Origin of the sequence: Sulfobacillus sp. hq2, assembly GCF_002903155.1 — a bacterium.
Lineage (GTDB): Bacteria > Bacillota > Sulfobacillia > Sulfobacillales > Sulfobacillaceae > Sulfobacillus > Sulfobacillus thermotolerans.
This window is the reverse complement of the sequence record NZ_NWUL01000029.1, coordinates 33966-55976: the sequence shown is the minus strand read 5'-3', so window position 1 is coordinate 55976 and position 22011 is coordinate 33966. Positions and strand designations below refer to the sequence as shown.

Sequence of the window (22011 nt, the reverse complement as noted above, 5' to 3'; positions counted from 1 at the left end):
CATGGAACGATTGCCGCATGATCCCAGACCATGGCCAGCAAGACGTGACGAAGCCTTGCATGATCCGGTTTTACAAGCCACATTAAGGCGCGTAACGCACCGTTTGAACACCGCGCGCATCAAAGCCTACCAAAATTACCCGGCCGGCGCAGAGGCGAGGGAGCGTGCTAAACACCGCAAGCGTCAAGCGATTCGCGAGTGGGAGCCATTATTGGTCCAAGCCGAACAGCAAATTACCGCACACGGTGGGCAAGTGTTTCGTGCCGCCACGCCCGGTGACGTAGGAGCCTACATCAAAAAAGTGGCGCAAGAGCACGGCGTGCAACGCATTATTAAGTCGAAGTCGATGGCCACGGAGGAAGTGCAACTCAACGCCCAATTGGAAGCCGCTGGATTTGCAGTAAGGGAGACAGACTTGGGCGAGTATATTATTCAACTAGCGCATGAAAAACCGTCCCACATTTTGGCCCCGGCGGCTCATAAAAATCGCCAACAAATTCAGGCTCTTTTTCGTGAGACCGTTGCGGATGCACACGATGTTGTCTCTGATGACATTCCCGGTCTGACGCAGTTTGCACGGCAGAAGTTACGCCAAGACTTTTTGTCGGCAGATATGGGCATTACCGGGGGAAATTTTCTGGTCGCGGAAACAGGCACGGTAGTGGTCATTACCAATGAAGGCAATGCCGATATGGTGACAACCCTGCCTCGTATTTTAATTTCGATTGTCGGGTTGGAAAAAATTGTCCAAGACTGGGATGCTCTTATCGATATTATTCAACAACCCGCGTTAAGTGGCGTGGGCCAACGGCTTTCTTCGTATACGACAATGATTTCTGGTCCCCGCGGTCCAGAGAGTTGGGAGGGGCCTGATGAATGGCATGTTGTTTTGCTGGATAATGGCCGTCAGGCCATTCATGATGGCCCATACCAAGATGTTTTAGCATGTATCCGCTGTGGTGCCTGCTTGAATGTCTGCCCGGTCTTCCAACAAGTTGGAGGGCACGGATATGGATCCGTGTATTCAGGGCCCATCGGCACCGTCATTAGTCCTCTAATCGGCGGCATGCAGACGTTCGGCGAGCTGCCACGTTATTTGTGTACCGTCTGTTATGCCTGTCAAGAAGCCTGTCCCATGGACATTCCGTTGCCGGAGCAGATTATCGGATTGCGTGCCCAAGCTGTAGCTGAAGACCGCGAGCCCGCTGCTGTTCGAACGCAATATCGGTTGTGGGGACAGGCTTGGTCGACCGTTCATGGCTATCGCCGTTCGGTGCAAGCCGCCCGCATCGCCCAGCGTCTGGCGCTTAGGCACGTAGGATTGGCAGCGGGTTGGCTGAAAACCCGTAAGATGCCCCCTGTGGCAGCGCGCACGTTTCTCGAAGGGTGGGCACACGAACAAAGGAGGCGGCGCCGTGCATGAGCCAGTAGATCTCTTCGCCACACAATGGCGATTATTAGGCGGCGAAGTCGTGCTGGCTGACGCCGCGGTGGGCTGGTCACACACGATAGAGGACGTCTTAGCCGGCGTCATTGACCCGGCTTTCCCAACAGTTGTGGGATTTGACACTGGGGATTGGCCGAAAGACGTGCCTTGGTCAGCGTTATGTGAGACAATCGGAGCACGTTTTTATGATAGACACGATCTAGACGTTCTCAGCCGTCAAGAGGCTTTGCAGGATATCGTCGCTCATGCGAGCGTCGGAGTGACGGGCGCGGCATGGGCAGCGGCAGATACTGGAACCGTAGCGCTTTATGCTTCGGCCCAAACGAGTTTGTCGGCGAGCTTGTTGCCACCGACGCATGTGGTATTGCTGCCGAAACGGCGCATTTATGCAACCCTAGCCGAGGGATTGCGGGCAGTGCATGCGCAAGGAGCGGTTCCACACTTGGTGAAATTGATTAGTGGGCCGAGCATGACGGCGGACATTGAAGGACAGCTTGTAGTTGGGGTGCATGGTCCCAGACGCGTCGTCACCGTTATTGGCGATTGGTGATAGTCGTGTTGCCGGCCAGTCATTGCGGATAGAAGAGACAATCGATAGACTGAGAAAAGGGTTGGCAGGAGGCTGGTAGTCACCCAGTGGCCCATCTACGGACGGTGGAGGTATCCGAATAAGCTTCACGACTCAGATGGGGGCCGAACTGTAGCGTGGTTGAGGAGGAATTGTGTGTATATTGCTAAGCTGAATCCTTATGCCTTTCACATTGGTCCGGTGGGCGTGCATTGGTATGGGATTTTTATGGTGATGGCCATCTTAGGCGGTTCGTACTACCTAATTGAGCGGGGGAGGCAATTAGGCGAAGACCCTGATGCTCTTTCGAATATTCTGCTCTGGACAGTCTTGTGGGGGGTTGTGGGCGCTCGCGTCGTCTTTGTTCTTGCTAACGAACCCCAATGGATTTGGACCGATCCCGTGCAGATCTTGCGGATATGGGATGGGGGATTGGCCATTGACGGGGCCCTCGGGTTTGGCGTCTTAGCCTTTTGGTATCAACTCCGTCGCAAACCTCTCATATTTAATCATATTGTGGACTGGGCGGTTCCTGGTATTGCGCTCGGCATTTTCATGGTACGGATTGGCAATATCTTTGACCATCAGGTATTAGGTCGCATGACCGAGTTAGGCTTTGGTCGATGGCCCGAGCAGTTGTGGGGATCGTTCATCGGGGTATTTTTGATTTTGCGTTACTTTTGGGTCGAACGCCGCAAGGCTGTGCCTCCGGGCTATCAATTTTGGTCGGCGATGTTCTATTATGCGATCTTGCGTGGCTTTATTGGGGAAACTACGCGCGATAATCCGTTGTATATTTGGCATTACATCAATCCCTATTGGGGCATTGGATTTACGACCCTGATGCAATTATTTACCCCGCCTATTATGATTTTCACGGGATGGATGATGTGGCGCACATGGCGCGTATCGGCGAAAAAGCTTCCTGACCTTTTAAAGGAACAACCCCAGCCCCCGGTCGACCAAAGTTCGCGATTGTTACCGGGTCGACGCCTCATACGGGTGGTTGGTGGGATTAGCATCGTGGGGGCTGCTATTTTTTACGCCATCGCAGTGCCGAGTATTGCTATCTATTTGTTAGGAGCAGGCATTATTTTTGAAATAGCTACGTTGGGTTGGCACCAACGCTATCAACATGTTCTGGAGGCGCCACCCCCTGAATATGAGCCTACAGGAGAGATTTACGCCAATCCAGGTGCGGAACATCCTGTGGCTGTGTGGCAACACGGCATTCACCGGGTCTATGTCGAGAAGGTGTGACGCACTCCGGTAAAATTAGGGACAAATGGGCAAAGAAAATCGGGCCGATAGGTCCTACGCGAGGCTTAATTGCCTTCTTTAGAGTAGAAACAGAGGGGTTTAGCAAGGAGTGTGGTTATGAAATACGCATTTGACGGCGATTTCCAAGCGTCTTCTTGGCTGAAAATGATGCGAGGCGGACTGGAATATGTGATGGATGCTTACGGTCATGAACACGTCGGGCATCCGGATGACGGCGAGCTTGTGTTTCACCTGGTCGACGCCCATAGGCCGCGACCATTTCGGCGTCAATCGAAGGCTGTGTTTGTGGTCGGAATCACCGAGGTACCACCCGTAGAGGGATCGCCTTTGAATCACGCCTACCCGTTATTATTGCGGTCGTTGTCCAATCTGCTCATTTATGGCGGACCGGATCCCGAACCTTGGGTATATCTAGTGACTCCTGAATTAGGGTGTTATCCGGCTGAGCCGACCCGAGACCGCGACCAGTGGTTTCACACGATTTATGACCGAATCGCTCCGTTGGCCACCTCGCGTCTGGTGATTGACAATATTTTTGATGAAGATTTACCCCCGGAATTGGCCGAAGGGACGACGGTGACGGAGCAGATGCGGCACGCCAGTCGCACGCTGGCCGCTTGGAATTTGTTTCCTACCCCGTATCCGTTGTCGGAGATGTTATCGCCCGCAGACTACCGGCACTTGCAATATGTTTTTAGCATCGGGGGCATTAGCTACGGCAATCTCAGCGCCCGTCATGATCGACACCGCTTTTGGATGTCAGCGAGTGGGGTCGATAAAGGTAAAATTGGCACGGTGAGCCGGGATATTCTTCTGGTTAAGGGCTATGACGCCGAAGCCAACGCGATGCGTCTGTCCGTTTCCCCGGGCTCATCCCCCTTACGTGTGTCTGTGGATGCGGTAGAACATTGGGGGATCTATGAAGCGCACCCCGAAATTGGAGCGATGATTCACATACATGCATGGGTGGATGGCATCCCCCAAACATCGGTAAATTATCCGTGCGGGACCGTCGAAATGGGTAATGCCATGGCGACCTTATTAGATCAAGATCCTCATCCCGAACGCACCATTATCGGCCTGCGTAATCATGGGATTACCGCGACCGGGCCGGATTTCTTGGATATTCTGTCCCGGTTGGAAGGACATGTTCGCACGCAAGTGCCTATGAGTTAAGAACCGGGACAGGCGGACCCTCGCTCCCCATACATAGGGGGGCGAGGATTTTTCTTGCTCCGGTAGGTTTTCGAGAATCGGTCGTTTACGTTTTGTGAACGGCATCCGTTCGCTAATGGGCCAGTTTGGGCACCGCCGCTAGCCTTCGGCTTCTTGCGCGATGGTACTAAGGGCCCTTTGAAGATAGTAAGAGACCTCGGGGCGGCTAAATTCGGCAGGAAGGTTTTGGCCAGCCCGTAAGGTTTCTCGTACTTGTGTGCCTGACAGCGTAAACCACTCGCTACGGTGGGGACACGTGCGTTCGGAGACCGTTTGTTGGCAACGCGGGCAAAATCCCACAGCAGGAAATGCCAAAGGAGTGAGCCCTATCTCCTGCGCATGCTGCTCTAGGAGATGGATGGCGTCATAGGGGCCATAAAAGTCGCCTACCCCTGCGGCATCACGTCCGATAATGAAATGGGTTGCTCCATAGTTCTTGCGCACAATTGCATGAAAGAGCGCCTCGCGGGGGCCGGCGTACCGCATTGCCGCAGGAAACGTGGCCAAAATGACGCGATGCTTGGGATAATAGGCATCGAGCAGGATGTGATAACTGGCCATGCGGATAGCCGCTGGGATATCATCCCTTTTGGTTGACCCGATGAGCGGATGAAGCAACAGACCGTCGCAGACTTCTAACGCGACCTTATGGAGATATTCGTGAGCACGGTGGATCGGATTGCGGGTCTGAAAGGCGGCGATGGTTCGCCACTGGTACTTGCGGATAAGCGCTTTGACCTGGCCTGGATGGACCGGTTCATGAAATGGTAAATCAGGTGGATGTAGGACTTTGATGTCTCCGGCGAGACACCATGGGCTTTGCGATAGAAGGTGCGCAACGCCGGGGTGTCGGATATCGGTCGTCAAATAGACCGTTGCCGCTTCATCGAGTAGGTCTCGCTTAAAAATTTCGGTGACTTTGATCTGCCCTGCAAACCCATATCGCCCAACCATCTCTAGGTCTTCGCCCGGATGAACAGCTTCGGCCACGGACGCTGGCACGGGCAAGACCATAGGAAGAGGGAAAATCGTCCCGTTGGGCAAGCGCATCGTTTCGCAGACGCTGTGATACTCTTCACCCGTCATGAGGTGCTGCAGGGGAGCATAGGCCCCCCAGGTGAGAAGGGTGACATCCCACGCGACGTCCGCCGTAACCGCAATGACTTTGGCGTATGTCATCGGTGTAACCCACATTCTGTCTTGGTAAATCCCGACCACCGTCCACTACGTTCACTGGTTCCATCGCTCGGCTGGGTACAGGGCATACAGCCAATACTGGGATAGCCTTGGTCGTGTAACGGATTGTAAGGAACCTGCCGCTGATGAATGTATTCCCACACGGCATCATGCGTCCAAAACGCTAGAGGATTGACTTTGATGCGCGAAAAAATGGGATCCCATTCGACGACTTCAGCTGTTTGGCGCGTCGGACTTTGACTGCGGCGAATACCTGTTATCCACGCGGAAGCGGCGGCCAATCTTTCGCGCAGCGGTTCGACTTTGCGTAGTCGGCAGCAAACATCAGGGTGCGTTTCCCAAAGACGGGGACCATACTGTTCGGCTTGGTCGGCAAGGCTTTGCTTGGGGGTGATGAGCTCAATGTGAATGTCGTAGAGATGGCATGCTTGGTCCAATAGGGCGAGGGTTTGGGGGAAGAGGACGCCAGTATCAAGACAAATGACGTGAGGGGTCCATCCGGTAGCATGGGCGGCATCAAGAATGACCATATCTTCCGGTCCCAAACTGGAGGCGATGACAATCGTGTCGCCAAAGGTCTCTTTGGCCCAAATCAGAATGTCTTGGAGGGGGGCGTGGCGTAAAGTGTGTTGCCACTGATTGATGCGCAAGTCAGGGGTCACGATCTGTTCATCCTTTCTTGAAAAGTTTCTAAACGCGGTGGTGTCTGCCAACTTGAGAGCGGCTTTACACTAATATGGCTAAAAAGACGATCGGGTTACTATTATATTAATGGGGTCATGCATTCGGTTGGGAAAGCGAACCGGTCTTCCTGTATGGCACCCTATCTGCGTCGTGTTTCAACGCGTGCGGACCGTGGTCAAGTCGTTTTGAAATCCGCTATAGTAAAAGGGGAGCAATGAAATGGAAGGTGGGATACAAGTGGCCAGTCTCAGGGAGCGCATCTTAGGCGCGTGGTATGGACAAATGGCGGGTGACACGCTGGGCAGTCAAGTCGAATTCAAGAGTGCGGAATTTCTCCACGAACACTATCCTGGTGGTGTGCGCAGCATGGAACCGAGTCCTGTTTTTGGGACACTGGCTGGGCAGATTACTGATGATACCGAATTAGCGATTGCGTTGGGGCACGCCCTCATTGAGAGTCCTGATGGACGCTATCATGCGGATTTGGCAGCTAAGCACTATCGCTTATGGTTGGATAGCGGCCCGTTTGACTTGGGACGCACCATCGGGCGAGCTCTTAGCGGTATTCCGCGCTGGGACGAGGAGGCAGGCACGGAAGGTTTAGCCCGGGCGGCACAGCGTCATGCCGATAAGAAGAGCCAGGCGAATGGAGCGTTAATGCGGCATAGCATTCTGGGCATCTGGGGGTACAATCAAAGTCCCGAGGACGTCGCAACCGTTGCCCGGCAAGACAGTCTTTTAACGCATCCGCACATCGTGTGCCAAGATGCTTCAGCCGTTTATGTGGCGACGATAGCGACCGTGGTCCGAGAAGGGCTCAATGCGCAAGGGGCATATGCTTTTGCGCAAGCGTTTGCAAAGCAGCAGTCACTCCATGCGGATGTGCAAACGGTGATGGAGGAGGCGGCCACCAAGGCTCCCCCGTGGTCAACGGTTCACCACGGATGGGTGTTGGTGGCGTTGCATAATGCGTTTTATCAACTCCTGCACGCCCCATCGTTGGAGGAGGGCATTGTCGCGACGATCATGCTGGGCCACGATACCGATACCAATGCGGCTATTGCAGGCGCTTTGTTGGGAGCCGTGTACGGGTTTTCCCAAATGCCCGAGCCATGGGTGCAAGTTTTAGACCACTGCCGGCCTGCGCCAGAACCTGGTTGTTTTCGGCCTCGCGCCCCCATCTATTGGCCTGCTAATGCTCAAGAGTTTTTGAAACAGCTGGGCATTCTTCCTCCGGTTTAGCGTATAAGTTCCAAGGAGCAAAGCGACCCCGTCGCATCCACTCCTTGGAGCCGCTTATTGGTTAGGGGCTATCTTATCCAAGATAAACGCAAATTCCTGCGCAAGCTCAGCGAAGCGCTGGTAGCGGCCCGAAGCCCCCGCGTGGCCCGCTCCCATCGCCGTGCGCAGCACAAGAGTGTGGGTATCGGTTTTCACCTCGCGCAGCTTGGCAACAAACTTGGCCGGTTCCCAATAGCCGACGCGTGGATCATTTAGTCCCGTGAATAGCATCATATGGGGATAGTCCTGTGCGGTGATGTTATCATAAGGACTGTAAGATTTCATATACCAGTAGTCTTCTACATGGGCCGGATTGCCCCATTCGTCCCATTCTAATGTCGTCAGTGGGATACTGGCATCAAGCATCGTCGTGAGGACATCCACGAAAGGCACGCCGGGGACGATGACCTGAAACAGATCGGGGGCCATATTGGCGACTGCGCCCATCAGCAAACCGCCCGCACTGCGGCCGCGTGCCGCAAGCTTTTGGGGCGTCGTGTAGCCTTCCTTGATTAAATACCGAGCGGCATCGATAAAGTCGGTAAAGGTATTGCGTTTATGTTGGAGCTTCCCTTGTTCATACCACGCGCGTCCAAGTTCGGCGCCTCCACGGACGTGGGCCGTGACGAGCACAATGCCGCGATCTAACAAAGGGATTTGGGCAGGGTCAAAATGCGGGTCGACACTGACTCCGTAAGATCCGTAGCCATAGAGTATTAGGGGAGCCGGGCCTTGTGACAACGCGTCTACGCGGTATACCACGGACAAAGGAATGGACGTACCGTCTATGGCGGGGGCCCAAAGCCGTTTTTGTTCATAGTGATGGGACTCAAACGGGCGCCCTCCCACCTGTTTGTGGAGCACGGTACGTGTTTGAGTCGTCAGGTTGAATCCCAAGGTGGTTTTCGGGGTGAGAAAAGATTCATAGTCTATCAAGACTTCATCCGTCTCATAGCTGCGGTTAGGGCCTAATGCGACATGATAGAGGTTCTCCGGCCATTTCAGTTTTTCGAGACGTTGGTCTTGGTAATAGATCCAGATTTGGCTCAGGCCCTCTTGACGTCCTTCCAGAATCAATGCATGCGCGAACGGAACAACATCTTGTAGGTAGACGGTCGGATCCACGGGTACGAGATCACGCAAGGAGTCCCATCCAGCAGACTCGTCTTCACAGACCTTGACCGCGAAGTTAGGGGCGCCGTCATTAGTGAGGACGACAAATTGATGGTGCCAATGTTCCATAGAGTATAAGAGGCCCGTGCGCCGCGGTGTGAACACGGTCCATGGTTCTAGCGGGTGGTTAGCATCGAGCCACCGCACCTCGCTGGTCTCTTTATTTTGTGACGTTAAAAGAAGAAAGCGGCCATCTCGCGTTTTTTTCAATGCCAGCGAAAAAGTGGTGTCCTGTTCTTCGTAAATTAAGCTATCCATGGCCGGGTCTGTGCCCCGCTGATGGCGCATGAGACGGTAAGGACGTTGCGAAGCATCAACTAGCGTATAAAACAAGTACGTATTCGTCGCGTCCCATTCCACGCTTTGACTGAGAAAAACATTGGGAATGGTTTCAGGCAAATACGTTTCGGTGTCGATATGTTTAATGCGTAAGGTATAACGGTCTGTACCGTCGCGATTTTCGAGATAGGCTAACCATTGTTGGTCGGGACTCAGCCGGATGAGGCTAACGTGGTAAAAGGTCTGACCTGCGGCGTGTACGTTGATGTCTAACAGCACTTGCTCGTGGGCTGTGCTGAGATCTTTCCGGTGGTGTGCGGCCTTGCGCGCATAGATGGGATATTGCTGGCCCTTGGCCGTGCGCCGATAATAGTAGTAGGGTGGTTGCGCGGCGGCGACTTCCTCGTCGTCTTCGGGCACATAGGCTAGCATCTCTTGATAGAGAGCGTCTGTAAGACTTCGAAGCGGCTGCATGGTTTCTTCGAAATACCGATTTTCATCGTCTAGATAACGAATGACCTCGGGATTATTGCGGTCTTTCAACCAATAATAATTGTCTTCACGCACATCACCGTGAAGGATGTGGAGATAGGGAATTTTTTCAGCGCGTGGAATCATCGTTGCCTCCTAAGCCATAGAACGTCGTGTTGTTAGCGTATGTAGTTATGATGTGACATCTTTGTAGTTCGCGCTAATGCCTTCTCATTCCTCCCCGACCCAGGTGTTTGGCAAAATTTCTTGCCACGAAGACGCCGGAAGACGCCCGTGTCGTACCTCTTGTGGTATAAGCGGTCATAATGCCCCACGGATGCACGCCAGAAAGGGACACGTAAGCTATCTGAGAGCTCTTTGGATCTTGTATTATGGAGACGTAATGCCTCTTCGCTGGTTGTTTGCCTTGTGCGAAATAAGGTGTTTTGGGGGTGAGGTGGCATAAAAAGAAAGCACCAAACCGCTTGTAGCTCATCACAGACCATCACTGATATTAAGGAGAGCACACATGGACCCAAACATTTCGTCACGCATCCGCGTACATAGGCACTCGGAGCGCGGGCATTACGATTTTAACACCATCTACAGTATTATGGATGAAGCCCTGTATTGTCATATCGCCGTAATTCGGGACGGTGTGCCGGTGGTCTTGCCGACGTTGCACGTGCGTATCGAAGACCAAGTATATTTCCACGGAGCTGTCGCTGCGGGGATTTTTAAAGATCTAAAGGAAGAGGCCCATGCGACCTTATCAGTCACCCTCTTAGATGGGCTCGTCCTCGCGCGCTCTGCGTATAATCATTCGCTTAACTACCGGTCGGTGGTGGTTATGGGCACGCCGTATGAAGTCACCGATGTTCGGCACAAAACCTCGGTGTTGGAGGCCATGGTCGAGCATGTCATGCCGGGGCGATGGAATGATTGCCGTAGACCAACGGACGTGGAAATCAAAACCACGCGCGTCTTTGGAATGCCGTTAACGGAAGCTTCAGCAAAAATTCGCTCAGGCCCGCCTCTTGATGATGTGTCCGACTTGAGCTTGCCATTTTGGGCAGGCGTGGTAAATATGAAGCAATTGGCTGTAGAGTGTGTACAAGACCCTCAACAGTCGCCAGACATCACGGCCCCGCCGTATTTGCCCGCCAAATGATGCGCTCCTGAGCCCATGGCGCTGGTGGTTCTTTGAGAATGCCGGAATGTTGCGACTAAATTCAGCGTGTGACTAAGACGGGGGGCATGTTGATGCACTCAGTGGTTGTCGGATTCGATGGGTCGGATGGGAGTTTTGCGGCGGCAGCTGCTGCTTACCGCATATTGGATGCAAGCGGGACATTATGGGCTATTGACATCAAGACGGTGAAGACCTTCTACCGGGACGAAGCCCGTGCTGATTTAGGGGGGGCTTTGCCTCATGACCCTGATTTTTTTGAAAAGCAGTGGGATAGCGCAGCTCACGCGGCGTTTACCCAGTTGGTGCAGATGCCGCATGCGCCCGGGATTGTTGTACGCCATCACGTTTTAAGCCTGATGCCAGGACAACATGGGAGCATTGCTGCCATGCTTGAGGCGTGGGCACGTGAGCACCACGCGGAGGCCATTTGTGTTGGGCGTCATCAGGGGTCTCCCGTTAAGGAAAATTTCCTGGGCAGTGTACCGCACTGGTTAACCACTCACAGCACGTTACCTGTCCTGATAGTGCCTAGCCCTACAGCGCGTTAAAGGAGGCCGCATGTCCTCATACGACATAGCGCGAGTCATGCTTTGGTGGCGAAACCGTGCGGTCTCTTTCGGCAGGTGGGCGAGTCGAGCCCCTCAGGTAGTACGCGGTGCGAATTCACGATGTATGAGAATATATCGCCTTGGGCCCATCTACGGCACGATTTGCAGGATTGGGAAGGTTATAAGGTTCTAATATTAAACAGACAATTGCTACAGATTATTGAAGTTTTAGGGAAGGTTTTATGGTAGCATAACCTTATCGACTGCAAGGTGTCTGAGGACTGATAGCAAATTTCCTCGTTTTTCCTCTCGTGATGAAACCCGCTGAGGACAGGCAGCCTCTGAAGTCACAAGCATAAAATCCCACAGCAGATGCGTTTTATGGAGGAGGCAGTATGGCAAATACATCAGTATTTATTCCTAACAGTGCCGATGATTGTGTACAGTTAGGACCACAGGGGTGGACATCGTGTCAGAGCGGAGAACATGTGGCCGTCTATGGTCCTGTTCACGGTCAAATTATTGGCAAGGTGCATGCCTTTTCGCGAGAAGAAGTTGACCAGGCGATTGGACGATTACAAGAAGGTTTTCAAAGTTGGAAGCGTATGCTTCTCACCGAACGTGCTCACCTGCTTCATCAATGGGCAGATAAGCTAGAAGCGAACAGGGCGGAGCTAGCGGAACTACTGATGTTAGAAATCGCCAAGAACCACCGTGATTCTCTCGACGAAGTGCAGCGCTCGGCGGATTTCATCCACTACACCGCCGAGGAAGGATTGCGACTGGCAGGCGAAACGTTGTTTGGAGACGCGTTTCCGGGTCAAACGCGACAGAAAGTCAGTATTGTTGGCCGCGTACCACTAGGGGTGGTTTTGGCCATTCCTCCGTTTAATTATCCCATCAACCTGGCTGTCACGAAGATTGCGCCTGCTTTAATGGGGGGCAATGTCGTCGTCTTGAAACCGCCGACACAAGGCGCTATTGCGGGGCTGAATATCACACGATTGGCCTACGAAGCGGGGATTCCAGACAACGTCATCATCGCCATTACAGGTTCCGGACGGGTGATTGGCGATTATCTGATTAGCCATCCCCGCGTCAATATGATTAACTTCACGGGTTCGACGCAGACGGGCCAACATATTGCGTCCAAAGCCATTATGGTCCCCTTGCTCCTCGAGCTGGGCGGGAAAGATGCCGCCATTGTGCTCGCCGATGCCAATATTGAACGGGCTCGAGACAATATTGTGAGCGGGGCCTTTTCTTATTCAGGCCAACGCTGTACGGCAGTCAAACGGGTTTTGGTGGTCGAGGAGATCGCGGATCAATTGGCTACGGCCGTGGCCCAAAAGGTGATGACTTTATCGGTGGGGGCACCAGAGGCGGATAGTGTGGTGACGCCTTTGATTTCAAATGAAGCCGCCGATTTTGTTTGGGATATGATACATGAAGCGGTGGCGCAAGGGGCGGTGGCATTGACTCCACTTCGGCGGGAGGGGAATTTGATTTATCCTGTCGTGCTGGATTTTGTAACGCGCGATATGCGGGTAGCTTGGGAAGAACCCTTTGGACCGGTGTTGCCGATTATCCGAATTCATGACGCGGAAGAAGGCGTGGAGTTAGCCAACGCCAGTGAGTACGGGCTGCAAGGCGCCATCTTTACACAAGACGTGTCCCAAGCGTTCTTATTGGCCGAAGAGTTGGACGTGGGAACCGTTCAAATTAACGGCAAAACCTCGCGAGGTCCGGACCATTTTCCATTTGTGGGCACTAAAGCCTCGGGAATGGGTGCCCAAGGCGTGCGCTACTCCTTACTCGCTATGACGCGACTGAAGTCAACCGTGTTGAATCTCTAAGAGCCTTTCGAAGGAGATTTGTACCAGCCAGAAAAACCTCTCCCGATAACGGGAGAGGTTTTTGTGCAATTGTCTCAAATATCGCAATGAATATTCACGCAAATAAAGGTTGTACCGTATCGACTTATTTTAGGGTATTATTCAGTAGTATGCAGTATTCACACAAATAAATCCTTTTGGGAGGATTCTTCTATGCGTAAACGCAAGCAAACGATGGCGTTATTTAGCTTATCAGCAGCTTTGCTTGGCGCCACATTGGCGGGCTGTGGCACGTCATCTACGACGTCGGTACCTCCGGCGAAAAATGTTTCCCAAATCACGATCGGGACCTTATATGCGGGGAGTGGATCGTTTGCAACGTCATCGCTCCCAGAATATGATGGATTGAAGTTTTGGGCCAATCAGGTGAACAAGGCGGGCGGGGTGTTTGTCAAAGCCCTGAATAAGAAAGTGCCCATTAAAATTGTGGCCTATAATGATCAAAGTTCAGCGACAACGGCTACGAGTTTGTATTCGCAATTAATCTCGGTTAACCACGTCAACATATTGGTGGCGGACTTTGGTTCGGTGCTGACATCTGTGGCGGTGCCTGTGGCTGAAGAAAACAAAATGGTGCTGTTCGACCAAAGTGGGACAGGTACCACCTTTTTTACGCCCAATAACCCCTATATTGTTTTGACATCCTTGCCTAACTCAGGGTTATGGCCCGATTCCTTAGCGCAATATTTGATTGGTAAGCATTATTCGCGGATTGCGATTTTGTATGATACCAATGACTTTGACCAGTCTCAGGATCAGACCCTGGTGACCAAATTGAAGGCGGCGGGGATCACGCCCGTCTATAACTCGGGGGTTCCGACAAGCACCTCAAGTTACTCGGTGTTGCTGAATAACATCGCGCAGACCAAACCTCAGGCCGTCATCGAGTTCGGATATCCGAATAATGATGTCTCATTCCTTCAAGCGCTCAAGGCCAGCGGAAGCCAGTATAAGATGGTATTTACGGTCTTCCCCGGACAACTGCCGTCGCTATTTACGAGTAGTGTTGGGCCTTCAGCGATTAATGGAACATACACGTATCCCGCTCCGCCGTTGATTTCTCATGCACACGTCAACTACGGGATGGATTCCAGCCAATTTATTGCCGCGTTCAAGAAGGCGACGGGGGACAATGCCAACTTCTTGAACATTGCTGGTTACAACACGGGTCTTATCATCCAGAAAACGCTGCAAACCGCTAATAGTCTGAGTCAGTTGTCGTTGCGTCACGCCGTGTCCCGTTTTTCGGGCACGATTGAAACATTAGATGGCAAGTTCCAAATTAACTCCGAGGGTGCCCAAACCGGAGAAACCTTGCCCGTTGGAAAAATTTCTGCCAACGCCCAAGGTCAAGTATCCGTCCAATTGATGACCCCGCTTTCATAACGCATTTTATGCCCCTGGTTTACGTGCCAGGGGCCATTCATAGGAGGGGCGAATGCTCGAATACAGTCTTATTGCCGGTATCTTATTTGGCGTCTTTTTTGGATTTATGGCCCTGGGGCTCAATTTGATCTTTGGTGTGATGCAGGTGGTGAACTTAGCGCATGGCGATTTTGTGGTTCTTGGTGGGTACCTAGCCGTCGTGGCGTACGCATCTGCCCATGTCAATCCATTGATGAGTCTAATCTTAGCGTTGGTTCTATTTGTTGTGGTGGCGTACGTGTTGTACTTTCCTTTAATTCCCCGACTAACCAAGTCGAAGGATCCGGAAATGCTCTCGTTGATTCTATTCTTTGGGTTATCACAAATTATTGAGGCGCTTGATGTGATTGGATTTGGCAACAATCCGCGTTCGTTGCCGTTAGCCATTATGGGATCCGCCCCCCTTCATTTTTTGGGCCAGAATTATCAAATGGCATGGGTAATCACCGCACTTGTGAGTTTGATTATGATTGGCGTCACGTATGGGTTTTTATACTATACCCGCATTGGGTATGCGGCGCGAGCCGTTATGGGCAACCGCGACGAAGCGATGGCGAGCGGATTGCCGGTAGCGCAAACTTCTGCCATTATTTTTGCAGTGGGGATTGGTTTGGCTGCGATGGCGGGGGTGATGAGTCCCTTTATGATTGGCAGCATCGACCCGTCTACGGGATTGGGGCTGACCACCATTGCGTTTGCCATTGTGGTGATTGGTTCTCTAGGTAATCCCTTGGGTTCGGTTCTTGGGGGCTTAGTCTACGGCATTTCGGTCATGCTGATGCAAACGTATTTTTCATCGTGGTCTAATCTTGTGCCGTATCTTCTGCTGTTGATTATTGTGTTGGTCAAACCCTCGGGGCTGTTAGGCAGGGGGGTGCGCAATGCTTAGTCCGAAGCTCGTGAGTCGGCGGTCTCATATGGGCACGAATGTCGCCATCCCGGTTGTCTTACTGGCAGCATTTTCTGTGGCCCCCATGGTTTACGCTAATCAAGCGGTGATTTTTCAAATGATGGCCTTTATGGTTTTGGCCCAAGGTGTGAACTTATTATATGGGTTTACAGGCTATTTGCCGTTTGGTTATGTCGGTTTTTTCGGCATTGGGGCGTATGGCATGGCCATGGGCATTGAGATCTTTCATCTTCCGGGCCTGGTGGCACTCATTGTGGGTGCCTTGTTTTCCGTCATTGTGGCATTGATTCTGTCTCCGCTATTGCGTCTATCGGGGGCCTATTTTGCTATTAGCAGTCTTGCCGCGTCTGAGGTTTTGTATAATGTGGTCGCCAATCCGGCCCTCGTGCATCTCACGAATGGGCCGTATGGGGAATCATTAGTGCAAAGCTATCATCCTGAAACGAGTTACATTGCCATGGTCGTGTTGTTGATTGTGACCACGATCATTGTCATCGTCATCAAAAATACCGCGTTTGGCCGTGCCCTCATGGCCATCCGTGAAGATCCCGTGAGCGCTGAGATGGCGGGCATTGCAGTCGTGCGCACGCGCACCATAATTTGGATTGTCAGCGCAGTCATCGCCGGGTTGACGGGCGCAATTTTTGGCTGGCATTTGTCTGTGTTTTACCCCAGTACCGTGTTTGATCTCAGCATCAGCATCCTAGCCATTGTGTTTACGTTATTCGGGGGAGGCGGCACCGCGATTGGCCCTATTTTGGGGTCGGTCGTCTTGTACGGGCTCTATAACGCGATTGGGATCTCCGACCCCCAATATTTCGAATTGATTTATGGACTGCTCATTGTGCTGTTGGTATTGTTTTTGCCTGGCGGAGTGGTCTCACTCTTGCAACGGAGGGGAAACTATGTCCCGTGAACCCCTATTACTCGTCGATAAAATTGTGAAGACCTTTGGCGGATTTAAGGCCTTAGATGGCGTGAGCCTTCAAGTTGCGCCAGGGGAAATTCTAGGGTTGGTGGGGCCCAATGGCTCCGGTAAAACAACCCTTATCAACGTCATTTCAGGACTCTATCGTCCGGATGGCGGGCTTGTGCAATATCAGGGCCGCACCATCACGAACTGGCCTATGCATCGGCGTGCACGGCACGGGATTAATCGGACGTTTCAAATTCCTAAGCCATTTAAAACCTTGACGGTGGCGGAAAATGTTGAACTCGCGCATCATTTTGCCCGGCCCGGAGCGATGACTCCGCGGGAAGTTCTGGAGTTTACCGGCTTAGCGGATGCTGCGGATCGGTTAGCGCAGAGCCTCAATAGCAGTCAACAGAAGCTGTTGGATTTAGCCCGGGCCTTAACGACAGGGCCCGAGTTGGTGCTCGTGGACGAATTGGCGGCGGGTCTTGGCCCCCACGAACTACACCAAATGGCGGACAGCTTGCGGCATTTGGCGGATCGGGCAATGGCGCTCATCGTTGTCGAGCATCATTTAGGGTTTGTCAATCAATTGACGGACCGGGTGATTGTGATGAATGCAGGCAAGGAAATTTTTGAAGGGTCGTTGGCCTTAGCCGCACAAGACCCTATTGTGTCGGCGGTTTACCTCGGTAACGACGCGGTGGACGTTAGCTCCGTGCAATAGGTGATGGCGAGAAGGGGGAAGCATACATGGCCATACTCGAGGTGGCAGCGTTAAGCGGTGGCTACGGGACCTTGCAAGTGCTATCCGACATTACGTTTGTGGTGGATCAGGGTCAACAAGTGGTTCTGCTGGGTGCCAATGGAGCGGGCAAAACCACATTGCTTAAAACGGTTGTCGGCTTATTACCCGCTTGGCAGGGGCATGTTAAGTTCGGCGGTGATGATGTGGTGCATTGGCCCACGAGTCGGCGTGTTCGCGCTGGCATGGCCTTCTTATCCGAAATTGGTGTCATTGCGACATTGAGTATTGAAGAAAATCTTAAACTGGGTGCGTATTATCTTTCCGGCTCCCAATCACGGCAACAATTGGATCGGATTTATCAACAATTGCCCTTGCTGAAGGCGCGCCGCAAGCAAGCGGCAGGAAGCCTCAGTGGCGGTCAACGAAAAATTTTAGGATTTGCTAAAGCGTTGATGGGTCAACCCCGGTTAATATTGATGGACGAGCCGTCATCCGGATTGGCTCCTGTGATGGTGAATGAACTGTTGGGGTTGTTAGAAACCTACCGCCGTACGGGACCCGCTTTTCTTATTGCCGAACAAAATATTAAGTTTTTACAGGGTGCTGACCATGTTTACGTCTTGGACAATGGTCGTGTGCACTTTGATGGATCGCCGGAAGAGCTTGATGCGGACACTCATATTAAAGCCGCGTATTTTGGATTGACTTAAGGAACTGGCGCGTGAGGCGCCAGTTTTTTTCGTAGTAGAGGCAAAAAACTGTCTTCTAGGGGCACGTCGTGATATAGCCAGCAAGAACCCGACCAGATCAGCGCATCTTGGACTAAGGGGACATAGTTGCCATCCCAATCATAGACATCGTAATACCAATGAATGGCATACCCTGAGCTGACGAGGGTGATGGATAAGAAGCTAGGGACCGACGGAGACGCTCCCGCTTGCGCGCTTAGGCGCCATAAATCCGTGCGCCGTGCGTGAAGTTCAAAGGGCAGCTCTTCCTCTACGAGCCAATTTTGTAAATGCTGAAAGAGGCGATGCGAGGGCGCATCGGGATCGGTGATCTCCCAGTGTGCAATCGCGCACGACGGTTTGGTTAGGCATGCCACGGGACTATAGGCACGCGGCACAGGCGGCACATGGATGCGAGAGCGAAACTGCTGCCGAATATCAAGCACATAAGAAAGACTAACCACCGCAGTGGTTGCGATGACCATACCTAAGGCTATCAGTCGTGTCGTTCTCCAGAACAAGAAGGGCGTTGTCCATAACAGGCCTTGCCAGATCCATTCACGGATCTTAAGAGCACATGGAGAATGCCTTACAGACCGAGCCGTCGGCGGGGGAATACGGCCTAGAAAGCCCAGGAACGCTTGCTGAGCTTTATGCATGATATTGCCCTCGTTCTGTCCTACTTCCGTCCATGTATCCTTGTCATATTTTAAGGTCCAGTGGACCGGCGTCGAAGCGGTTTGGGCTTCCCACAGCGCCCATGAGGTACCTGCACGGATCCGCCATAAAGGGGGCCATACTTCATGCTGGTGGCTATAGGGATTGTCATCCCGCGTCCAGACTACGACCCACGTCATTGTCGAAAACGCTTGATGACGATGAATGATGATGCGTTCGCCCAAGTCTGCGACGGCTTCATGAATAATGGTCTCTAAGGATTGCCATGATGGCCTCAATCGCTATCCCTTCCCCGATATCCGTATCCCGTTCCTCCTAGTTATTATGCCCGCGACGGGTCTGTCCCTAACGAAGCCATTTATGTTTTCACGGATTTCTTGGCTACGTGGGGCTGCCGCGCAGATATGGGGATGGTAAAGGCTTGGGAATGCGTTGGTTGGAGGTCGCTGCTGCCAGAGAGTAAACTGGGAAAATAGAGCGGGTCACCGCTGGGCGGGACTACGACAGCTTTAGGGGGGCAGGAGTCTAGAAGCCCCGCAAACTGCGTGCGCGGTGTGAGGGATCGCTCTTCTGGCAGGCGTCGCAATTGACGGACCTGCGTGCCCAGACTTTGCGTAGGCGAACTCACCCGAGCATACCCGTAAATGATGGGGTTTTCGCTCCGGTTTTCAATATGATTAATGAGTCAAGCATACGATACGTTGGAAACGACGACAATCCGTCTCTGGAAATCCGTCTCAACTGGGTGTACCCAAATGAGACTGTCAGATGGGTACACCTGACACAGGGGCGGACTCAGAAAGTGTTCGTCAGGATTCTATGACCCTTCTCAAGAGGTGTTTTGTCACGATCCGGTCTCGGGTCAGGTGCACACCATGAGTAACGGCGGATTCGAAGCCGGGCGCCAACGTCTCAAAAACGGTGTCCCGCCCGCTTTGCGGGCGCGTCCTGCGAGGGTCAAGACCACTGTCCCGTCGCTCAGGGCCTGCGCATTCCCTTACAGACTGATCGGCGGATTTTTACGCCCATGGACCGGGCCAGTTATCAATGGAAGCATGAGTATGCCCATCGCACGGCGGTGGAACAGGTGAACAGTCGGTTGGATGTATCGTTTGCGTTTGGGTTCGAATGGTATACCATTCGGGGATTCAAGAAAATGCACCTCCGCTGTGGTTTAGCCCTCGTCGTCATGTTGGCGATGGCGCTCGGACGGATACGGCAGCGGCGATCTCAGCGGGCGCGCCGCCTGGTGGGGTCGTGAACCCCACCCAATCATCGAAATTCCTGAACGGCCCGTCGGGCCGCTGTTTTGGCGTCGATTCCTCCTGTTCCGCCATAATTGAGGCCCATTGACTCTCTGGGATCTGCGTTACAAACAGCTGTGGACTCGCCACGCATGGACTGAAATTGGCGACAGCGGAAAAAACTCTTCAATAGGATATACTGTGCACGCTATGTCACCCCGTGATCCGATTAGCCCGCACCAACGACTCACTGAGTAAGAAAACAGCCAGTGCCAGAAATCGCGTCGTAAACACCATTATTGACGCCTCGGGGTTTTAGTCAAACTTACCCAAGTTGAGTCTGCCACGCTTAGGAACATCAGAGATTCGTAGAGATTTAGTTCCATGGATGACTGGGTCAAAACTCTAGTAAAACTTGCTTAAGGACAAGTGCCTCCGAGCTACCTGAGAGGCAGTGCCGAAGTGTCAAAGCCGAGAATACCCCCGATCTAGTGCTAGTCAGTAAATTTTGGTCACTATAACTCGAACATCCTTTTGAAGCAATGTTCGGGATAATAGGGACCTTAAGGGCCCTCTCCTGGAAGAAAGTTGCTCACTTGATTGGATATCAACCATTGTCCATTAATTTCTTCCAAAGTAGTTGTTCCATATAATCCATTTATCGCCTTATAAGGTTGTGACCATGAGGCGGTCGTGGAATTTCGCCATTGACTGGTAAAAGAAAGTTGGGCTTGCCATGTTGCTGTCGCTAATCCGTTTTTTATGGTAAGGGACGTTAAGTCGAGAGATGTGACAATATCCTGTGTCCGCCGTTCAGTAGCAACATTGGTCAAAGCTGTTTGATACCCCGCTAAGTCGGTATCAAACAAGGGACTTTGTGGCCTAAAGACATTGGATAATACCGTCTCTTGATTTTGTAAAAGACTATTTTTTTGAGACAGCGAAAGCGCTGTTCCGAGTGGTACGGATGTTAGAGGGATTACTCCTCCGGGAGCACTAATCGCTTCAGCAATTTTTTCTGCAATTTGGTTGCTATTGCTATTAGTCGAATCAGCCCGTAGTTTGTTCAAGATAATCGTACTCATGATACTCATGAGAACAGCGGCGGCTAGAAATGACCATTTATGATTTTTTACCAATTTCCATGGATGAATAATCATCATAGCACCTCCTTCATTCTTTTCCTTATTTCTGTATATTAAGAGGCATCGATAGTGACCAAAAAAATAGTTGTGGTACTAGCCTGACTATTATACGGATATAGAGACCAAAATGCATGGTATCGATTATTTGTATTTTCATCAACGTAATTTCCAACAAAGCCACTGTCAGGATCGGTACCATAGCCGGTCTGAATTGCTGCGTGACTAATACCTAATCCCTGGCCCCAATTAAAAAACAGCACATCGCCCTTATAGATACCGCTTGATGAATTGACATCGGTTCCTGGTGCCGTGCCATAAAGATTACCGTAGCCATATTGGGTTAATCTTTGATAAAGGTCATCAGCTACAGTCCATGAATAGGCATATTGAATTATTAGACGTTGTTTCTGGTTCTCCGGTGTGAGTATCGTAATAAATTGTTTCTGACAATTCCCCTGCATAAAGACTTTGAGATACGAAGTTGGCGACAAGTACCACCGCACGGCGGTGGTCCAATAACGCAGGAGGGATGTATCTTGGCCAACGTGAACTTAGAAACGGACTTCGTCCGGTTTACCGTAGAATCGAAAGGCAAGCACAATCAAGAGTTCCTGCTGGAAAACATGTGCTGAGCATGCTGATGAATGAGTACCGACAGGCGTATGGGCCAGACGCTGCGGCGGCCGTCAGCGAGAAACTGAAGGGGCATTACGGGCGGTAAAGCGTTAGGCGGGTACGCACGATTTACAGTCAGGACTCGCTCCTCGGCAGCGCAAGTGGGCGTCTCCGAACGCGTCATCATAGCACAGGAGGTAGGATTATGAGTGACCATTTAAATGACCTAAAACCCCCGGGCACTCAAAATAATCCAATAATCAAGAAAGGGGGGCCCTCATGCCACGTCATCGGTCTTATCGCTTCTATCGACGGTATTCACGAAAGAGTTCAGCCGGTAGTGAGCCGTTGCTTATTCTCCTGCTGGTGGGTGG

General features: G+C 52.1%; 20 protein-coding genes. 14 read left to right on the top strand and 6 right to left on the bottom strand.

The genetic code is table 11. From position 1 onward, the window contains the following. The first annotated feature begins 1 nt into the window (after position 1). The 4 genes from CO251_RS05220 (at position 2) to CO251_RS05205 (ending at position 4472) form a co-directional block, all read left to right on the top strand. Positions 2-1423 carry a lactate utilization protein B gene (locus CO251_RS05220; RefSeq protein WP_103374748.1) on the top strand — a complete coding sequence of 474 codons (1422 nt, stop codon included), beginning with the start codon at positions 2-4 and terminating at the stop codon, positions 1421-1423. Next, positions 1416-1997: an LUD domain-containing protein gene (locus CO251_RS05215; RefSeq protein ID WP_158246195.1), complete on the top strand. Its 582-nt coding sequence runs from the start codon at positions 1416-1418 to the stop codon at positions 1995-1997. The genes CO251_RS05220 and CO251_RS05215 overlap by 8 nt, the downstream gene beginning before the upstream one ends. Before the next feature lie 174 nt (positions 1998-2171). Then, on the top strand, positions 2172-3275 hold the full coding sequence (locus CO251_RS05210; RefSeq protein WP_242968332.1) for a prolipoprotein diacylglyceryl transferase: 1104 nt from the start codon (positions 2172-2174) through the stop codon (positions 3273-3275). A gap of 117 nt (positions 3276-3392) precedes the next feature. Beyond that, entirely contained in the window at positions 3393-4472 is a 1080-nt protein-coding gene (locus tag CO251_RS05205; protein ID WP_103374746.1) for a class II aldolase/adducin family protein, read from the top strand. A gap of 138 nt (positions 4473-4610) precedes the next feature. Here the strand turns inward: CO251_RS05205 and sat are convergent, their stop codons facing one another. Together sat and CO251_RS05195 are read right to left on the bottom strand one after the other, a co-directional pair. After that, positions 4611-5690, bottom strand: coding sequence for a sulfate adenylyltransferase (gene sat, locus CO251_RS05200; RefSeq protein ID WP_158246194.1), 1080 nt, complete (start codon positions 5688-5690; stop codon positions 4611-4613). Then, positions 5687-6370, bottom strand: a complete 684-nt coding sequence (locus tag CO251_RS05195; protein ID WP_242968330.1) for a phosphoadenylyl-sulfate reductase — start codon at positions 6368-6370, stop codon at positions 5687-5689. Before CO251_RS05195 ends, sat begins: the two co-directional genes overlap by 4 nt. Before the next feature lie 241 nt (positions 6371-6611). Between CO251_RS05195 and CO251_RS05190 the strand changes: the two genes are divergently transcribed. Beyond that, a complete protein-coding gene (locus CO251_RS05190) occupies positions 6612-7634 on the top strand; it encodes an ADP-ribosylglycohydrolase family protein (protein WP_103374744.1) in 1023 nt (340 codons plus the stop codon). Between the two features lie 54 nt (positions 7635-7688). On the opposite strand, the gene CO251_RS05185 is transcribed toward CO251_RS05190, so the two are convergent. After that, positions 7689-9743, bottom strand: coding sequence for a S9 family peptidase (locus CO251_RS05185; protein ID WP_103374743.1), 2055 nt, complete (start codon positions 9741-9743; stop codon positions 7689-7691). A 382-nt stretch (positions 9744-10125) separates the two neighbouring features. On the opposite strand from CO251_RS05185, the gene CO251_RS05180 reads away from it, so the two are divergent. The 8 genes from CO251_RS05180 to CO251_RS05145 all read left to right on the top strand — a co-directional run bounded on the left by CO251_RS05180 (position 10126) and on the right by CO251_RS05145 (position 17937). Next, positions 10126-10767, top strand: coding sequence for a pyridoxamine 5'-phosphate oxidase family protein (locus tag CO251_RS05180; RefSeq protein ID WP_103374742.1), 642 nt, complete (start codon positions 10126-10128; stop codon positions 10765-10767). Between the two features lie 92 nt (positions 10768-10859). Beyond that, entirely contained in the window at positions 10860-11336 is a 477-nt protein-coding gene (locus tag CO251_RS05175; protein WP_158246193.1) for a universal stress protein, read from the top strand. 395 nt (positions 11337-11731) lie between these two features. Next, positions 11732-13192, top strand: a complete 1461-nt coding sequence (locus tag CO251_RS05170; RefSeq protein ID WP_103374740.1) for an NADP-dependent glyceraldehyde-3-phosphate dehydrogenase — start codon at positions 11732-11734, stop codon at positions 13190-13192. Positions 13193-13384: 192 nt separating this feature from the next. Further along, positions 13385-14617 carry an ABC transporter substrate-binding protein gene (locus CO251_RS05165; RefSeq protein ID WP_103374739.1) on the top strand — a complete coding sequence of 411 codons (1233 nt, stop codon included), beginning with the start codon at positions 13385-13387 and terminating at the stop codon, positions 14615-14617. Between the two features lie 52 nt (positions 14618-14669). Then, on the top strand, positions 14670-15545 hold the full coding sequence (locus tag CO251_RS05160; protein ID WP_103374738.1) for a branched-chain amino acid ABC transporter permease: 876 nt from the start codon (positions 14670-14672) through the stop codon (positions 15543-15545). Then, positions 15538-16482 carry a branched-chain amino acid ABC transporter permease gene (locus CO251_RS05155; RefSeq protein WP_207654620.1) on the top strand — a complete coding sequence of 315 codons (945 nt, stop codon included), beginning with the start codon at positions 15538-15540 and terminating at the stop codon, positions 16480-16482. Before CO251_RS05160 ends, CO251_RS05155 begins: the two co-directional genes overlap by 8 nt. Next, positions 16472-17206, top strand: a complete 735-nt coding sequence (locus CO251_RS05150; RefSeq protein ID WP_103374737.1) for an ABC transporter ATP-binding protein — start codon at positions 16472-16474, stop codon at positions 17204-17206. The genes CO251_RS05155 and CO251_RS05150 overlap by 11 nt, the downstream gene beginning before the upstream one ends. 26 nt (positions 17207-17232) lie before the next feature. Then, the gene (locus CO251_RS05145) at positions 17233-17937 is read left to right on the top strand and encodes an ABC transporter ATP-binding protein (protein ID WP_103374736.1); all 705 of its coding nucleotides are present in this window, start codon (positions 17233-17235) and stop codon (positions 17935-17937) included. Here the strand turns inward: CO251_RS05145 and CO251_RS05140 are convergent. Next, the gene (locus CO251_RS05140; protein ID WP_103374735.1) at positions 17934-18911 is read right to left on the bottom strand and encodes a hypothetical protein; all 978 of its coding nucleotides are present in this window, start codon (positions 18909-18911) and stop codon (positions 17934-17936) included. The genes CO251_RS05145 and CO251_RS05140 overlap by 4 nt on opposite strands. A 749-nt stretch (positions 18912-19660) precedes the next feature. On the opposite strand from CO251_RS05140, the gene CO251_RS17705 reads away from it, so the two are divergent. Next, positions 19661-19894, top strand: coding sequence for a hypothetical protein (locus CO251_RS17705; protein WP_242968328.1), 234 nt, complete (start codon positions 19661-19663; stop codon positions 19892-19894). A 546-nt stretch (positions 19895-20440) separates the two neighbouring features. On the opposite strand, the gene CO251_RS05130 is transcribed toward CO251_RS17705, so the two are convergent. Together CO251_RS05130 and CO251_RS05125 are read right to left on the bottom strand one after the other, a co-directional pair. Beyond that, positions 20441-21040 carry a hypothetical protein gene (locus CO251_RS05130; RefSeq protein ID WP_146038990.1) on the bottom strand — a complete coding sequence of 200 codons (600 nt, stop codon included), beginning with the start codon at positions 21038-21040 and terminating at the stop codon, positions 20441-20443. Positions 21041-21075: 35 nt separating this feature from the next. After that, positions 21076-21525 carry an amidase domain-containing protein gene (locus tag CO251_RS05125; protein ID WP_146038989.1) on the bottom strand — a complete coding sequence of 150 codons (450 nt, stop codon included), beginning with the start codon at positions 21523-21525 and terminating at the stop codon, positions 21076-21078. Positions 21526-22011 lie beyond the last annotated feature (486 nt).

Excerpts from the sequence above, each read along its gene's own strand:
- CO251_RS05150 (WP_103374737.1), top strand. The coding sequence starts at position 16,472 with ATGTCCCGTGAACCCCTATTACTCGTCGATAAAATTGTGAAGACCTTT.
- CO251_RS05145 (WP_103374736.1), top strand. The coding sequence starts at position 17,233 with ATGGCCATACTCGAGGTGGCAGCGTTAAGCGGTGGCTACGGGACCTTG.
- CO251_RS05180 (WP_103374742.1), top strand. The coding sequence starts at position 10,126 with ATGGACCCAAACATTTCGTCACGCATCCGCGTACATAGGCACTCGGAG.
- CO251_RS05220 (WP_103374748.1), top strand. The coding sequence starts at position 2 with ATGGAACGATTGCCGCATGATCCCAGACCATGGCCAGCAAGACGTGAC.
- CO251_RS05160 (WP_103374738.1), top strand. The coding sequence starts at position 14,670 with ATGCTCGAATACAGTCTTATTGCCGGTATCTTATTTGGCGTCTTTTTT.
- CO251_RS05130 (WP_146038990.1), bottom strand. The coding sequence starts at position 21,040 with ATGATGATTATTCATCCATGGAAATTGGTAAAAAATCATAAATGGTCA.
- CO251_RS05170 (WP_103374740.1), top strand. The coding sequence starts at position 11,732 with ATGGCAAATACATCAGTATTTATTCCTAACAGTGCCGATGATTGTGTA.
- CO251_RS05205 (WP_103374746.1), top strand. The coding sequence starts at position 3,393 with ATGAAATACGCATTTGACGGCGATTTCCAAGCGTCTTCTTGGCTGAAA.
- CO251_RS05165 (WP_103374739.1), top strand. The coding sequence starts at position 13,385 with ATGCGTAAACGCAAGCAAACGATGGCGTTATTTAGCTTATCAGCAGCT.
- CO251_RS17705 (WP_242968328.1), top strand. The coding sequence starts at position 19,661 with ATGGACCGGGCCAGTTATCAATGGAAGCATGAGTATGCCCATCGCACG.
- CO251_RS05185 (WP_103374743.1), bottom strand. The coding sequence starts at position 9,743 with ATGATTCCACGCGCTGAAAAAATTCCCTATCTCCACATCCTTCACGGT.
- CO251_RS05155 (WP_207654620.1), top strand. The coding sequence starts at position 15,538 with ATGCTTAGTCCGAAGCTCGTGAGTCGGCGGTCTCATATGGGCACGAAT.
- CO251_RS05190 (WP_103374744.1), top strand. The coding sequence starts at position 6,612 with ATGGAAGGTGGGATACAAGTGGCCAGTCTCAGGGAGCGCATCTTAGGC.
- sat (WP_158246194.1), bottom strand. The coding sequence starts at position 5,690 with ATGACATACGCCAAAGTCATTGCGGTTACGGCGGACGTCGCGTGGGAT.
- CO251_RS05175 (WP_158246193.1), top strand. The coding sequence starts at position 10,860 with ATGCACTCAGTGGTTGTCGGATTCGATGGGTCGGATGGGAGTTTTGCG.